Genomic DNA, 15328 nt, shown 5'->3' with positions numbered 1-15328 from the left:
TTACTAAACCAATTCGACCGCGCGCCATGCTCGGCTAACGCGAACTGATGGGTTGACCCGTGCGCTCGAACATTTGTCGAACCAGGTTGATTCGGTCTGAACCGTGGTCGTAGACAATGCTTTAACATCAGCCACCTGAAAGGCGACCTGATGGGCGATCATGGGAAAGAATTTGGAGGTGCAATGCCGAACGGATTGACCAGGGTGTCGTGGCGGATATTTGTCACCCAAAAGCCGCGTGGCCACTTTGAAGAACTCACCATCTTCATGCAGAGCAAGGCGTAAAGTCCCGACATTCGCCGATTGGTTGGGGCCCACGAGGCGGCGCCCTGGAACGCCAGCCGGAGGCTTTACATAGGCGTTATAGATACCGACATCATCGAACGCATCGGCTGCTTGCAGAGCGCTGCCCAGCACACCAGGACGCGCCATTTTGCGCATCACGTTGCAGCGCTGAGGGATGCCGACGCCATGCAACGTCGACTCAGATTTGATCTCGACCAAATCCACTCGAACACCTTTGCGACGCAAAGCAATGTCGGCGCACACGCCACCGATACTGCCACCAACGACCAAATCCTTAACAAGCTGGCTCATGGCTCTTCTCACTTTTTATTTTTATTAGTCCGGCTAACGCTGGCCCAACTTCAGGCTTCATTGATGCCTGCGATTGCAGTCAGCAGCTGCCGCGTGGTCGTTACTTTCCGGGTAAATCGCAAATTTTACTAATGGCAGGTAGGCATACGATGTATCGCTACCGGAGATGGCTGCCCTAAGTCACTAAAAATGGATACTGAATCACCTCAAGCAAGAGATTTTCACCCACGACGCGCCGAGCCGATTCATCGAACTTCTGTCCCAAACGCTTGCCGTAGACGCACTCGCCGCATCAGGCAAAGAACCGCGACTATCTACGTGGCAGGCGATCATCTAAGAATCGGCAGACAGAAAGAGATCTTTTCCATGCTCCAGGTGCACGTCGAGATGCGGGAATTTTTTGCGATTAACCGACATTTTCCCGCCGACGTCTCAAGGCTAAAAACCCTGCCGGGCGAACAAAAATGCCGAACCTTATGGTTCGGCATTTTTTCCGCAAGGCTTAATCACGCAGGCTTAACCCTCATGCCCGTGCGCACATTCTCACGCCGCACTGAAGGTTCGATGGGGATCGATTACAAACTTCTTCGGTACTCCCGCATCGAACTCGCCGTAGCCCTTGGGTGCGTCGTCCAGGCTGATGACTTGCACGCCCACCACTTCGGCAATATTGATACGGTCCCACATAATGGCCTGCATCAAGGCGCGGTTGTACTTCATTACCGGCGTTTGGCCGGTATGGAAGCTATGAGACTTCGCCCAGCCAAGGCCAAAACGAATGCTCAGCGCCCCTATCTTGGCCGCGGCATCCACTGCACCCGGATCTTCCGTAACGTAGAGCCCCGGAATCCCAATCTTGCCAGCCACTCGGGTGACCTGCATTAGCGAGTTAAGTACGGTGGCCGGCGCTTCGTGTTGCACACCCGAATGGCCATGGCCACGCGCCTCGAAACCAACCGCATCCACCGCACAATCGACTTCCGGCTCCCCCAACAGGGCAGCAATCTGTTCATGCAACGGCGTGTCTAGGGACAAATCGACGACCTCAAAGCCCTGCGCCTTGGCGTGCACCAACCGAACCGGATTGACGTCCCCGATAATGACCACGGCCGCACCGAGTAAGCGCGCCGACGCGGCAGCCGCCAAACCGACTGGCCCAGCGCCGGCAACATACACTGTGCTACCCGGCCCCACCCCTGCCGTCACGGCGCCGTGATAGCCCGTCGGCAGGATGTCGGAAAGACAGGTAAGGTCACGTATCTTCTCCATCGCCTTGTCGCGGTCAGGCAACTTCAGAAGATTGAAGTCGGCATACGGCACCAGCACATAGTCGGCCTGACCACCCGTCCAGTCGCCCATGTCGACATAACCGTAGGCGCCGCCAGCGCGAGCAGGATTCACCGTCAGGCAAACTCCGGTGTGCTGCTCCTTGCAGGAACGGCAACGCCCACACGCAACGTTGAACGGCACGGAAACCAGGTCGCCAATCTTGAGATGCTCGACGTCACTGCCTTTTTCAATGACCTCACCGGTAATTTCGTGGCCCAGTACCAAGCCGGCTTGTGCCGTCGTGCGGCCACGCACCATGTGCTGGTCAGAACCACAGATGTTGGTCGAAACAACCTTGAGAATAACGGCATGTTCGATCTTGCGACCACGAGGATCCTGCATCTTGGGGTAGGCAATTTCCTGTACTTCGACCTTGCCTGCGCCCAGATATACAACACCACGATTGTCTGTCATGTCCTTGTTTCCTTTTGTTGTTTTATTTGTATGGGATCGGCGCGACAGCGTGTAGGTGATTGATGACCGCAGCCGCCGCAAAGGCCGTCGAACCCAGCCTCGGCAACCTCGCACGGGACGGGTGCGCGGGCAAATTGCGCCTTGGGATGCCAGCTATCGCCCACAGCAATACGTGCGTGAGCCCTGACTTGCAGCGTGAGAAAGGATGGGTTTATCGCGTAGAAGGAGCATGAATTTTTGGCATAGCTCGGTAGCAATATCTTTCACTACCTAGTACGAGGCTCGCTCCGTACTGTGCATCTGAGTACAACAATAAGGCGCACACCATGTCCCGCATTCACGTTAACTGCAAAACCTTGTTCACCGGGCTGGAAGACGATGCCCGTAGCGATCAGGCCCTGGTGATTGAGAACGGCGTATTCAGCTATGTCGGGCCTCAGAGCTCGGCCCCCAGGCCGGAACTCGGGGATGAAGTTGTCGATGCCGGTGACCACTTCGTGATGCCCGGCCTGGTGGATGTTCATACCCACCTGGTGTTTGGCAACGCCAAAAGCGAAGAAGACGTCGACCTGTTTGTGTCACCAGAATTTCGCGCCCTGCGTGGATTGTTTTTTACCCAGCACGTACTCGCTGCCGGCTATACCTCGGTGGTGGTGCCAGGCGATGCCGGTCAGTGCAGCGTCTCCGTACGCAACGCAATCAACGCTGGCATGTTCAAAGGGCCGAGAATTGCCGCGAGCAGCAACGTGATCGCCAACCGCCAAAGTCTGAACGATTGGTTCCCGAGCTGGGTCGGCACGCCGGATTATTTTACCGGTCGCCTGTGTGAAACCCGAGATGAGCAGGTTGCCGAAATACGCCGCCAGGCCAAAGACGGCGTCGACCTGATTAAGATCAGCATGGATGGCGCGCATATGCGTGAGAACGGCGAGCACATCGCCGCCTTCACTCAGGAAGAGACCAGTGCAATGGTCGCGGAAGCCCACCGCCTGGGCAAAAAAATCGCGGTACATGCCTACGGCCGCGAAGCGGTCATGTACGCCGCGAAGGCCGGCGTGGACGTGATCTTCCATGCGTTCTTTCTGGACGATGCCTGTATCGACGCGATCCTGCAGTCGGGCTCGCATATTGCGCCGACCTTGACCATGCTCGCCAACAATGTGGAGTTCGCCGAGACGTACGAAGCCTCTACCAAGTCCGGCTATCGCGCCATGCAACAACGCGTTATTGATATCGGTTGCCGTAACCTGCGCAAAGCCCGCGAAGCCGGTGTGCCCTTTATGACCGGCAGCGATGCCGGCTTTGCAATTACCCCCTATGGCGAATGGCACGCGAGGGAAATTGAAATACTGGTCGAGTGGCTGGGTTTCAGCCCAGCGCAAGCGTTGCGGGCGGCGACCTCGGTTTCCGCCAAAATGATGCCGGCCACGCAAAAAGTAGGCGCGCTGGAAGTAGGCCGTCGGGCCGACTTCATATTCGTTGAAGGCTCTCCTCTACAGAACGTTTCGATCTTGCAAGAGCGCGAAAAAATCCGTGGTGTGTTCTTAGGTGGCGTCCGCGTTCAAGCACAAGTGCCCGGCTATGACCCCAATCGCGTGAGCGACTTCAACACCGTGAAGTGGTCCGAACTGCACACCCGCAAACGCGCCGTTGAAATGGGTAAACGCCCCTCCTCCATTGACTTGCCGAAGGCATCCCTATGAGCAAACTGACCCTCGCCCAGGCTTCGATCATTGTCGATGCGGCCCTGGCTGAAGCCCGGCTTCTACAACTTCAGCCCATTTGCGTCGCCGTACTCGATGCCGGCGGCCATGTGCTAGCCATCAAACGTGATGAGCGTGCCAGCTTGCTACGCCCACAAATTGCCAACGGTAAAGCGGCATCGGTGCTCGGCATGGGCTTCGGCGGCCGCGAACTGGCACGGCGTGCGGCACTAATGCCGGTGTTCTTCAACGCCTTGAGCGACCTCGCCGGCGGCAACATGGTGCCGGTCCCTGGCGGAGTTCTGATCCGTGATGCTGGCGGAGAAGTCATCGGTGCCGTCGGTATCAGTGGCGACAGCTCCGACAACGATGAGCGTTGTGCGCTGGCCGGTCTGCTGGCCGCCAAATTGGTCGCCGATTGCGGTATCAGCGAGTAAATAAAAACCGTTTTCTCTTTCACTCACCACAGGTATTAGTTGCAATGAATCAACAACTCATTCAGGAAGTCATCGAGGCAGAAGGCCTACGTCGCACTGCACTTATTGCGGACGACCGAGAGGCTATCGCCCAACTGTTCACCGATGACCTAGTGTACGTACACACTACCGGCATGGTGCACGACAAAACCGAGTACTTGGCCTATGCCCGCGACGTAGTCCGTTACCTTGATGTCGAACGCGGCAGGCTGGAAGTGCGCCTGTATGGCGACATTGCGGTCATGACCGGCTCCCAGATCAATACCTTGCAAAAACGCGGCGAAGACACTCCGGTTCGCGGTGAGGGCTTTGTCACTCAGGTGTGGCTCAACGGCCCTGAGGGCTGGAAGATCACCTCGTTCCATGGCAGCCGCTTGCCGCAGTAAGGCCGGCGCAGCACCCGCAGACCATTGCTTCAATTACGCCTTACAATAAAAACGATGAGGAGGCTTCATGACCCTGATTGCCACTGACACAACGGCCGTCCCTGAAGGGATTATCAAACCCAATTACCCGCGCAACTGCTGGTGGGTAGCCACTACCTCTACGCAATTGGGCCGCGAACCGTTGGCCTTGACAATGCTGGACACCAAAGTGGTTCTTTTTCGCAAGGAAGACGGCACAGTAGCAGCACTGGAAGACCGCTGCCCCCACCGCTGGGCCCCGCTCTCCTCGGGCAAAGTGGTGGGCGACGCGATCCAATGTGGCTATCACGGTTTTACCTTCGACGCGACGGGGAGCTGTGTACGGATTCCCTCACAGACGCAAATTCCCAGCCGCTGCAAAGTCCGCGCATACACAGCCGTCGACAAGCCGCCTTTTGTCTGGGTATGGATGGGCGACCCGGAAAAGATCGTGGAAGGGCCTCCTGTGGAAGCCGAATGGCCGGCCGACCCCAACTACTCCTCCTGGAGTGGCGAAACACTTGCCCATGGTAACTACATGCTGCTGAAAGAGAACGTGCTGGATCTCACCCACTTCGGCTACGTACACGCCACCTCATTCAAAATTCTTGACTGGGTGGGCGCGCCGACGGTGACCGTTACTGAAGATCAGGTCAGTTTCCGGCAGGATTTCAAGGAGTGCAATTTGCCGCCCATGTTTGCCGAAGTAACGGCCATCGGCATGCAGAAAAAGGTCAATCGGTATAACTATGGCAGCTATGTGTCTCCGGCCCTGAACGTGGCCACTCTGGATATCGAGGACCTGAACGCCGAGCCGGGAAAGCGCACGCACTTCAAGTTCCGCGTGCTGCACGTCACCACTCCGGAGACGCCGACGCGCTTCCGCTATATGTGGTTCGGCGGCTTTGACATTCCCGACATGGACCCAGTCACTCTGAACATGTGCAAGACCCTGACCGAGATTGGCTTTGCCGAAGACAAAGCCATTATCGAGGCGGTACACCGCAATATCATGGAAGACCCACGTCACCTTGACTACCCGGAAATCATCGTAGCTACCGACCAGGCGGCCATTCAGGCGCGGCGAAAACTGATGGCGCAAATAGAAAAGGACACTGCCGAATAGGCCCTTGGACTGGCTGCTCCGTTGACCGGGCGGCACCCACAGGTGCTGTCGCTTGGGCTGATCCGAGACGCTGCGGCTTAGCCGTTAGCTACTTCCGCCAACAACTGGCGGAACCAGATCAAGGCGGGATCGGCATCCTGGTACGCATGCCATTGGACCACCTGCAACGTCGGTGGCATCTCCAATGGCGGCGCCAGCAGGCGCAGGGGGAAGCGCCGCGCATACAACCGCGCCAGGCGGCTGTGCATGGTAGCGATGCACTCACTACCCACCACAAATTCGGGCATCAGGCCGAACTGATCAACCGCCACCCGCACCCGTCGTTCAAGGCCGCGACTGGCAAAGAACTCAGCCTCCATACTGCCATTCGCGGCCGTACCCGCTTCGCGCACCACATGGGGCAGCGCCAGATATTGCTGCACCGTCAGGCTGTCGCCTACCCTGTGATTGCCCATACACACAATGGTGCTGAAGCCATCTTCGAATAACGGTTCCTGCGGATGACGCGTTGAGCGATGCGCATGGGGAATGATCAAAAGGTCGCAACTGCGATGCTCGAGTACGTTATCGGCCAGCCAGCCGGGCTCCAGACTTTTCTGCGGAAAAAGGGTTTCCACGCTCAGATCTACGTCCGGCGCAACTTGTGCCAAACGCCGCTGCACTTGGGGCAGCAGCACTGCAATCACATAGTCGGAAGCCATAATCCGAAACCGCCGGGTTGAACGCCGAGGGTCAAACTGCACATTGGAAAAGGCAATTTCTCGCGCGCTTTCCAGCACCTGATTGATCTGCGGATAAAGACGTTGCGTCAATGCGGTGGGCACCATCTTGCCGCCCACGAGGACGAAAAGCGGGTCGTCGAAATGCTCGCGCAATCGGCCGAGCGCGGCACTCACGGCCGACTGCGTCAAATGAAGGCGCGAAGCTGCACGGGTGACATGCTGCTCGATAAATAACGCATCCAGGACAGCCAGCAAGTTCAAGTCCAACCCGTAATAGCGCATCGTCCACTCTCTTGGTGGGGTTCAGTACACGGCAGCTTCGCGGGCTACCTGGCACGCAGATCAGCCAAGCGTAACAACAGATCTACCACATCTTCGAGGTAGAACGCCGCCCCGCCGGGTACTGGCTGCATCTACTGCTGCACCAGGAGCGGACGAATAAAAAACGTACTTGTGTTCGAGCCGGGCCAGCTCATCGGCCTACTGTGACCATGTATGCGTAGTCTTGCGCATCAGGTCTGAAAGTAGCCGACTGCGGCATTTAGCTCGTCGCCGACGCTTTGCAATTTGGCCGTGGCCTGCTCCAGATGCTGGCTATCGCGCGCATTGTTTTCGGCAACTTCACGCACCGACCGCACACTAGCACTGACTTGCGCAGCAACCACACTTTGCTGTTCGGCGACCTCGGAAATTTGCTGGTTCATCAGTTCGACGCTCGATACCGCTCGCGTGATCCGTGCAAGTGCTTCTGATGCGTGGCCGGCGAGTGCAACTGTCTCGTCGGTCAGAACCCGACTGCCCTTCATGCGCTCGTCCACTTGTTGGGCCACCGCACGCAAACGGGCGATCAGCCCCTCGATTTCCGATGTGGACTTCTGCGTACGCTGGGCTAGGCCACGCACCTCGTCAGCGACCACCGCAAACCCTCGACCATGCTCCCCTGCACGCGCCGCCTCTATCGCAGCGTTGAGCGCGAGCAAATTGGTTTGTTCGGCCACAGACTTGATCACATCCAGTATGCCACCGATCGCCGAACTCTCGTGCAGCAGCGATTGCATCGCTTCCGAGCACCCAACCATCTCCAGCACCAGACAATCGATCTTGTTCCCCGCCAAGCGCACCAACTCGTCCCCTTCACGCGCTTGAACGTCGGCCTGAGCCATGGCGATGCTGGCGTCGCCGGCATTGCGCGCCACCCTGGCCGCGGTGGCGATCATTTGCTGCATGGCGTCGGCGGTCCTTGCCGATTCCTGCAACTGCTGCTCCACACCCTGACTGTTGCGCGTGGTCATAGTTGCCATATTTGCCGCCGTGATATTCAGCTGCCCTACACCCTGGCCGATGCGGCCGACTAGGTTGCGAAGATTGCCCAGCATCGTTTCCACAGTCACGAGCAGTTGACCCAATTCATCCTGGCGCTTGGGGCTGCCCATCACGCTAGCAATATCGCCTGCCGCCGCCCGTTGAGTAAGCCGAACGACGATACTCAACGGCTGCACGATACTGCGCCTGATCAGCACGCCGGCACTAACGCCCAAAATCAGGGCTACCAGCGTAATCAGCGCTAATTGACGGTAAGCACTCTGGCTGTCGCTGCCAATGGCCAAACTCTGCTCCTGGCTGACCTGGGCAAGCAGGTCGCCGACACGTTGCGCCTGAATGCTCATGGACGCCAACGCTTGGGCGCTCTCTATACGGCTCTGAACAAACCGCTCAAACGCTATGCGGTAATCGGCCAACGCTACGCTCGCAGCGTTTAGCGAGTCCAATTCAGCGCCGCTTAAGTCGCTAGTTTGTACCTGCATGGCGGACGTGAGATCACTTACGCTCATTTCCCAGTCACTGCGGTAACGATCATCACCATCCATCGCATAATAGAGCTCGCTGTCTCTGAGCTTTTCCAGCTTCTCGCGCAAGCCTACGGCCTGCTCGAGTTGTGTCGTTTGCTCGGCGGTTGGTAGTTGCCCTGCCTCTATCAATGCATTGATGGCGTCCATCTGATCGAGAAACACCATGGAAAAACTGGACCCCGCCGCTTGTGCCCGCTTCTGCATACGCAGCCGCTCCTCACGCGCCGAACGTAAGGATTGCGCATAGTGCACAAATTGTTCCAAGTAGGCGTTTGCTGCAGCCTGGATGGCTGACTGATCAGATGAATTGGCCGAGCGGCTCTGTACCCCTTTGCCCAGCTCGGCTACCGCGTTGCTCACACGTTCTGCCACTTGCGTGTCCAGGGTGAGGGCAAATTCCTTCTCATCAATTCGCGCTTGCAGAATAAGTGCCTGCGTGGCGGCCTGATCCCGCAATTGCTCGCTGCGAACCTTGAGTAACGTCAGTGAGTGAGAGGCGGCCAACCCCACGCCGAGGGTAAACACCAAAACCAAGCCAAAGCCGAGAGAAAGCTTGGTGCCGACAGATAAGTTTGCTAGCACGCGCGAAAGGAAGGACATAGCTGAATACAACTCATAGTGAGCGAAATGCACGGAAAGCGACGACTGGGGCCCGGGCTAGCGCAGGTTGCTTAGTCGCTGTGCAGGTGAGCACTGTGGCGTTGGTCTTTGGGCGGAGCTGCCCGGCAAACGGTCACCAACCATACCGGTAGAGTAAGTGGCGGCGATGGTTATGCGCTCGGCTTTTTTGCCTACGCAGCGGAGTGTCGCGATGGGAGTTAGGTTGGTCATAGCGACGTCCTTTTTTTATTATTTTCCGCGCCGTGGCACTAATGCAGAACGCAGTTCACAGTGTGCCAATCTAAGACTTCACCGCAGCAAACTCCAATCGATTACCGGGCTATTAGGTATCAGTAACGCCGATGCTTGTTGCAGGTGCCGGAAAGGAGCTTAACCAACCGAGCTATCCGCAGTCCGATATCAAGAGCATAAATCCGTTTTTATGGCGTAAAGCGTGTATCGCGTCTATGCCGAACTCCTTAACATCCTCGCTAACAACAATAACGAGGCGACAACGATGCTGAATAATTCTGAGAACTGGCGTGCAGGCAAGCGGGTGGCTGTGGTGGGCGCCGGGCCCGGTGGGGTTTCCGCGGCACTGGCGTTGCACCGACAAGGTTTTGATGTCCGGGTTTTCGAGAAAAACCCCGAACCGAAACCCATCGGCGGAGCCGTACTGTTAAGCGTGCCAGTTTTGGCGGTGCTGCGGGACTACGGTGTCAAGATGGACAATTTTGGTTCATTCACCGTTACCGAATTCAGAAACAACAAAAACCACTTGCGAGCTCGCCTTCCCTTTAATGCCTCGGTAGAAAAGTCATTCGGTATGAAAGGGTGGCATTACGGCATGTTGCGCTCGAACGCCTTCGCCCGAATGATGGAACTGATGCCAGAGGGCATGCTGGTGCCCGACTCTGATTTCGACAGTTATGTTGAGCAGCCAGACAGCGTGATAATCAACTTCAAAAACGGCACCCATGTGGAGGCCGATATTCTGGTTGGCGCCGACGGCATCCGCTCCGGCGTCTCAAAACAAGCGTTTGGCGATCTTGGGCTATTTCATGTGGGATTGCGCGCCTGGCTGGCGTGGTGTGATCCCATTGAAGGCATTCCCGCGAATACCGGCAGAATCATTCACTCACGAAAGTACCAGGCCAGTTTTTTTCCGATGCTTCACGATGGCAAGCCCGGCTACGAGTGGTGGATTGTTGAACCGTCAAAACAAGGCTCGCCAGTTCCCGACGACGTGAAAGGTCATATAGCGAAGATTCTTAAAGATTTTCCTGATCCGCTTCCGCGCTTCCTCGAAGCTACCGACATGAATACGCAGATCTTCAAGTGGGAAATCTACAACCGCCCCTCGCTGCAAAAATGGAGCAATGGGCGCGTCGTTTGCCTGGGCGATGCCGTGCACCCGGTATCCCCTTACGCAGCGTACGGCATGGGCATGGCCATTGAAGACGGCTACTTTCTAGCCCGGGCGCTCGGCGGGTGTGACTTACACGACGGGGACAAAATCGCCAACAGCTTTTCGGTCTTCGAGCAAGAGCGAGTAGCATACGTTAATCACAACGTTGAATTTGCCAGGAAGCTTGGCAACGTCTTCCATCAACTCCCCTACCCTCTAGCGAAACTCAGAGACTTTGTCTTCGACCATACCAAATTTCTGAGCAATATGATTAGTCGGGACTACCTGAGCGAAGCTGAGAAAATGTCGTTATCGCTCCAAGAGCTGCATAGAAGAGCCTGATGCTTTAGCCACACCCCGGCGGTAGTGTTCACAGAAACGCTGGGGACGCCGGTTGCGGTCTGAAGACGAGTTCTGATGTTAAAAAACGTGGTAGATAGCGATTCGTTAGCGTGTAACAGGGCCAGTATTCATTCACTACTATGTAACAAAGCCTGCTTGCGTAGCAGGCTCAACGTAGCCTTCAAGCTGTAACTCAAATGATAAAAGCTTACTACTGGCCGTTTTCTGCCTGTGGTGGCCGGCTGGAAACGACCCAGGCTGTGTGAAACACGCTGGACGCATTTAAACTGAGTTTTGCTTGTGTAACCAGCAAGCGGAAGCGCGAATTGCTCCTAGTAGTAACATCACCCCTCGTAATTCTGTTTGGGCCGCGTCAGCGGTCCAAACGGCTACTAACGGTCCAGCTAGCGGTTGGATTTACGCCCTGATCGCTTCTAGCAGTCCTGCGATGCCGAAGATGCTCATCATTCGTTTGAGGTTGCAGGCCAACACATGAAGGCTCATCTCAGTGCTTACCCTCGGCAAGTTTTTGGTCAGGAAGTGGGTACTTCCCATCCAGTATTTGCGCGTTCCAAACGGATGTTCAACGGACTGTTGGCGATGCCTCATCATCGCTGGATCATTTTCCAGCCGTACCTGCATCGCATACTACGGCCTCCTGTTCCCAGCGCTTTACTCGGCGCTCCTTACCCGTCGTACACCGCTTCTGCATTGCGCAGGACTTACAACGCGAGAACCAATAACAGTGCGGTAGCATGCCGTCTTCCACCGAAGAATGCCGCTGGGTCAGTAACTGTCCCGCAGGGGCATCGATACTCGTCCGATGGAGCAACGTAGATGAAGTCCTGCTTACCACATCGGCCTTCGCCTTTGCTGCCGGAAGTCTGGGGTTTCGGTATGAAGGTGGTGATACCCCGTGCTCGCAGAAGGATTTCCAGCCCTTTGTAGTAGCCTCGGTCGGATACTACCGTCAGCGACTCAGCGCCGATCTCTTCACACGCTTGGTTCGCCATTTCCTGAAAAGTGGTCCACTGAAAAACCTTAGCGTACGCGTCAACAACGCTAACAACCGTCGCAACTTCAACAGCGACTTCGATCAGACCCGCATCATCTTCAACTATCAACTATCAACTATCAACTGTCACTCTGATCCTCCCGGCAGGGGCGCTTGTCGCTCCTGCAGCTCTCCTCCTCCTTGCGTTACTATGGCGAATCCCCTCGCTGGAAGTCGTCTACATGAGTAAACCCGGTCAAATGGTGCTAGTGGCACTGCGCAAAATGATTGCCTCGGGCGAGCTGGCGGCGGGCGAGCGGCTGATGGAAATCCCGACGGCGGATCGGTTTGGCGTCTCGCGCATGCCGGTGCGTATGGCTTTCCTGACCCTCGAACAGGAAGGCTTACTGGTACGTCACGGTGGACGGGGCTATCAGGTGCGCTCGGTGAGTGCCGACGATATCGCCGGAGCCTTGGAGGTGCGTGGGGTACTGGAGGGGCTGGCGGCGCGGCAGAGCGCCGAACGCGGATTGACCGAGCAAGCGCAGGCAGCACTGCACGAATGCCTAGTGAAAGGCGATGCATTGTTCGACAAAGGCTACGTAACAGAAGAAGACCTTGAGGCCTTCCATGACCTCAACATGCGCTTTCATCAGGTGATCGTCGAAAGCAGCGCCAACCCCGCCATCGCCGAAGCGCTGGCGCGCAACGACCATCGGCCCTTCGCTTCAGTGTCAGCGCTCGCTATTGATCGCGAAGACATGATGCGCGAATACCGACGCTTCAACTTCGCTCACATGCAGCACCACTCGGTCTTCGATGCACTGGTCAACCGCCAGGGCGCACGCGCCGAAGCCATCATGCGCGAACACGCCAATGCAACCCTGCGCTACGCCGAGGTATTCGGCGCGATCAGCAATAGCGAACGGATGAAAGTGATCGCGCGCGGCGAATAACCGGTTTGGTCAGAGGTCCAGCACCAATAGCGCCGATTTAGCCCTTGAACAGCAGGGCGTGAACTGATCGTTTGCCGCTTGCTCTTCTTCGGTGAGGAACAGGTCACGGTGATCAGGCACCCCTTCCAGCACTCGGGTCAGGCAGGTTCCGCAGACGCCCTGCTCACAGGAAATCGCAATTTCGACACCGCGACTTTCCAGGACCTGGACCACGGTCTTGTCGGCTGGAATGTCGAACACCTGCCCGCTGCTGCCAAGCTTGACCTGGAACGTCCCATCGCCACGGGTATCGACCGGCGCAGCCGCGAAGTACTCACGGTGCAACTGCCCATCGCCCCAACCTTGGGCGCTGGCGCTGTCGAGCACAAACTGCATGAACCCTGCAGGGCCACAAACATACAGGTGCAAGTCCGGCCCCGGATTGGCCAGGACCTTGGCGACATCCAGGCCCGTATCGGCTTCTTCATCGAAATGCAGGTGCACGCGATCGGAAAAGGAGGCCCCTTTGAGCCGTTCGGCAAAGGCCGCGCGCTCACTGGAGCGAGCGCAGTAATGCAGCTCGAAATCGGCACCGCTCTGGGCCAGTTGCTCGGCCATGCAGAGAATCGGCGTGATGCCGATGCCGCCGGCGAACAACAGGCTGCGTTGGGCATCAGCGACCAACGGGAAAAGGTTGCGCGGCGCGCTGATGAACAGCCGATCGCCACTGTTGATCTGCTCATGCATGCTCTGGGATCCACCGCGCGAGGCGGCGTCCTTGAGCACGCCGATCAGGTAGCGATGGTGCTCTTGCGGGTGGTTGCACAATGAATACTGGCGGATCAGACCGCTGGGCAGATGCACGTCGATATGGGCCCCGGCACTGAAGCCGGGCAAAGCCCCGCCCTGTGCACAGGTCAACTCGTAGCTGCAAATATCCAGGGCTTCGTTGTTGCGGGATGTCACGACGACTTCAATCATGGCGAACCTTCACGACCGGCCACCGCAGTGGCCGCGAACAAGATCAATGGGAGTGGACGGGCGTATTGCTCCAGGACGCAGCCCTTCGCTATTTGGCCGTGGCAATCAGCTCGACAGCCGGTGCTCGCTCACGCGCGATGATGCGTTCCAACACGCGCCTGGACTGCACACCACCGGCATCAATATTGAGCTTGAGCAAGTTGCGCTCAGGATTGGCCAGCAGGTTTTGCTGCTGCTGTTCGAGCATGTCGAGGTCTTCGCTGAAAATCTTCCCTTGGCCCTCGCGGATGGTATCGGTCAGGGCTTCGTCGTGCGGATTGAAGTTGCGTGCCATACCCCAGAAGTACCAGATCGAGGTCTCGGTTTCCGGTGTAATGAAGTCGACTACTATGCTTGCGGCTTTGTGTTGCGGCTCAGCGTTGTAACCGCCCTTGCCAGCGTGAGCCACGCCCACCTCAATCAAAACGTGACTGGGCGGACTGAAGCGGCAGATCTGCCAACGGTCTACCGGCACGTCGTCGGCCAGGTTGTTGCCACGCAGGGCCATGCGCCAGAACGGTGGCGCCATGATGTTTTCCATGTGCCGTGCGGTGACCACTTCGTCACCCTGAACGGTAGTGAGCGGGGGCGCCTCATCGATCTCTTTCTGGCCGATGCTGGAAGCGTGCACGTAGGTTTCGTGGGTGAGATCCATCAGGTTATCGATCATCAGTCGATAGTCGCAATTGATGTGGAACAGCCCACCGCCGTAGGCCCACTCATCGCTGACAGCCCATTCCAGATGATGGATCAGGGCTGGGTCAGCCTTGTCCTGCTCCCCAGGCCAGACCCAGATAAAACCATAACGCTCTTCAACTGCGTAGGTCTTGTTGCACGGAAAGCCCCGGACGCGCTGACCTGGCATTTCGACTGTTTTGCCGTCACAGCCCATCACCAGGCCGTGGTACCCACAGACCAGGTTGCCATTCTCGACATATCCAAGTGAAAGGGGGGCGCCGCGATGTGGGCAAAAATTCTCGACGGCCGCAACGCGCCCTTCATGGCCTCGATAGAAAACGATTTTCTCACCGCATATTTGCCGCCCAAGGGGCTTGCTTACGATCTCGTCGGGGGTGCAGGCGACATACCATGTGTTTTTCGGATACATGAGAATCTCCGGGGGCAGGCTTGTTTTTATGGATCCATTTGATCGGAAACAACCGATTTAAGTCAAGACTTATGTAAACAGGCAACTCCCAATGGATCCATTAATGCGAGCTCATCAAGATTTATCCTTTCTAGCACCTTACATAAGCGATGCCGCTGCCGTCCTGATTATGCCGTGGCATCGAAATAACGCTCCGACGAAAATCGCCCACGGGGAGCTCTCCTGCCGGTCACTGGTGAGGGCGCATTTTGTGTTTGTAAGGCGGGTCTGCACTCCAGACTGTTGGCGCTGATTGAAAAC

11 protein-coding genes and 4 pseudogenes are annotated in these 15328 nt (G+C 57.0%); 7 read left to right on the top strand and 8 right to left on the bottom strand.

What is annotated here, in order from left to right; translation table 11 throughout:
- Positions 1-3 precede the first annotated feature (3 nt).
- Together PMI22_RS0129180 and fdhA are read right to left on the bottom strand one after the other, a co-directional pair.
- Positions 4-597 (bottom strand): hypothetical protein, encoded by a 594-nt coding sequence (locus PMI22_RS0129180; RefSeq protein WP_007943844.1) that lies wholly within the window; start codon positions 595-597, stop codon positions 4-6.
- Positions 598-1140: 543 nt separating this feature from the next.
- Positions 1141-2340 carry a formaldehyde dehydrogenase, glutathione-independent gene (gene fdhA, locus PMI22_RS22725; protein WP_007943843.1) on the bottom strand — a complete coding sequence of 400 codons (1200 nt, stop codon included), beginning with the start codon at positions 2338-2340 and terminating at the stop codon, positions 1141-1143.
- 326 nt (positions 2341-2666) lie between these two features.
- Here fdhA and PMI22_RS22730 point away from each other — a divergent pair, with 326 nt between their 5' ends.
- From PMI22_RS22730 to PMI22_RS29915, 4 genes are all read left to right on the top strand, one after another.
- On the top strand, positions 2667-4043 hold the full coding sequence (locus PMI22_RS22730; RefSeq protein WP_007943842.1) for a metal-dependent hydrolase family protein: 1377 nt from the start codon (positions 2667-2669) through the stop codon (positions 4041-4043).
- Positions 4040-4480 (top strand): GlcG/HbpS family heme-binding protein, encoded by a 441-nt coding sequence (locus tag PMI22_RS22735; protein WP_007943841.1) that lies wholly within the window; start codon positions 4040-4042, stop codon positions 4478-4480. Before PMI22_RS22730 ends, PMI22_RS22735 begins: the two co-directional genes overlap by 4 nt.
- 44 nt (positions 4481-4524) lie before the next feature.
- Entirely contained in the window at positions 4525-4905 is a 381-nt protein-coding gene (locus PMI22_RS22740) for a nuclear transport factor 2 family protein (RefSeq protein WP_007943839.1), read from the top strand.
- 67 nt (positions 4906-4972) lie between these two features.
- Entirely contained in the window at positions 4973-6049 is a 1077-nt protein-coding gene (locus PMI22_RS29915; protein ID WP_007943838.1) for an aromatic ring-hydroxylating dioxygenase subunit alpha, read from the top strand.
- Between the two features lie 77 nt (positions 6050-6126).
- On the opposite strand, the gene PMI22_RS22745 is transcribed toward PMI22_RS29915, so the two are convergent.
- From PMI22_RS22745 to PMI22_RS32430, 3 genes and pseudogenes are all read right to left on the bottom strand, one after another.
- Positions 6127-7053 (bottom strand): LysR family transcriptional regulator, encoded by a 927-nt coding sequence (locus PMI22_RS22745; RefSeq protein ID WP_007943836.1) that lies wholly within the window; start codon positions 7051-7053, stop codon positions 6127-6129.
- Positions 7054-7283: 230 nt separating this feature from the next.
- Positions 7284-7790: pseudogene (locus PMI22_RS32435) on the bottom strand (methyl-accepting chemotaxis protein); the annotation flags it as partial.
- 351 nt (positions 7791-8141) lie between these two features.
- A pseudogene (locus PMI22_RS32430) lies at positions 8142-8438 on the bottom strand (HAMP domain-containing protein); the annotation flags it as partial.
- A 1237-nt stretch (positions 8439-9675) separates the two neighbouring features.
- On the opposite strand from PMI22_RS32430, the gene PMI22_RS22755 reads away from it, so the two are divergent.
- Entirely contained in the window at positions 9676-10971 is a 1296-nt protein-coding gene (locus PMI22_RS22755) for an FAD-dependent oxidoreductase (RefSeq protein WP_238543878.1), read from the top strand.
- A 417-nt stretch (positions 10972-11388) separates the two neighbouring features.
- On the opposite strand, the pseudogene PMI22_RS31895 reads toward PMI22_RS22755, so the two are convergent.
- A pseudogene (locus PMI22_RS31895) lies at positions 11389-11984 on the bottom strand (transposase); the annotation flags it as partial.
- A gap of 3 nt (positions 11985-11987) precedes the next feature.
- Here PMI22_RS31895 and PMI22_RS31890 point away from each other — a divergent pair.
- Positions 11988-12101: pseudogene (locus PMI22_RS31890) on the top strand (OprD family outer membrane porin); the annotation flags it as partial.
- Between the two features lie 106 nt (positions 12102-12207).
- Complete coding sequence (locus PMI22_RS22760) at positions 12208-12921, top strand: GntR family transcriptional regulator (RefSeq protein WP_007943831.1); 714 nt, start codon at positions 12208-12210, stop codon at positions 12919-12921.
- 9 nt (positions 12922-12930) lie between these two features.
- On the opposite strand, the gene PMI22_RS22765 is transcribed toward PMI22_RS22760, so the two are convergent.
- Both PMI22_RS22765 and PMI22_RS22770 read right to left on the bottom strand, forming a co-directional pair.
- Positions 12931-13881, bottom strand: a complete 951-nt coding sequence (locus tag PMI22_RS22765) for a PDR/VanB family oxidoreductase (RefSeq protein WP_007943830.1) — start codon at positions 13879-13881, stop codon at positions 12931-12933.
- An 88-nt stretch (positions 13882-13969) separates the two neighbouring features.
- Complete coding sequence (locus PMI22_RS22770; protein WP_007943828.1) at positions 13970-15028, bottom strand: aromatic ring-hydroxylating oxygenase subunit alpha; 1059 nt, start codon at positions 15026-15028, stop codon at positions 13970-13972.
- Between the last annotated feature and the right edge of the window lie 300 nt (positions 15029-15328).

The sequence above is a fragment of the Pseudomonas sp. GM21 genome (genome assembly GCF_000282215.1).
GTDB lineage: Bacteria > Pseudomonadota > Gammaproteobacteria > Pseudomonadales > Pseudomonadaceae > Aquipseudomonas.
Note: the sequence above shows the minus strand (reverse complement) of the source record. Positions and strands in the feature narration are given on the sequence as shown.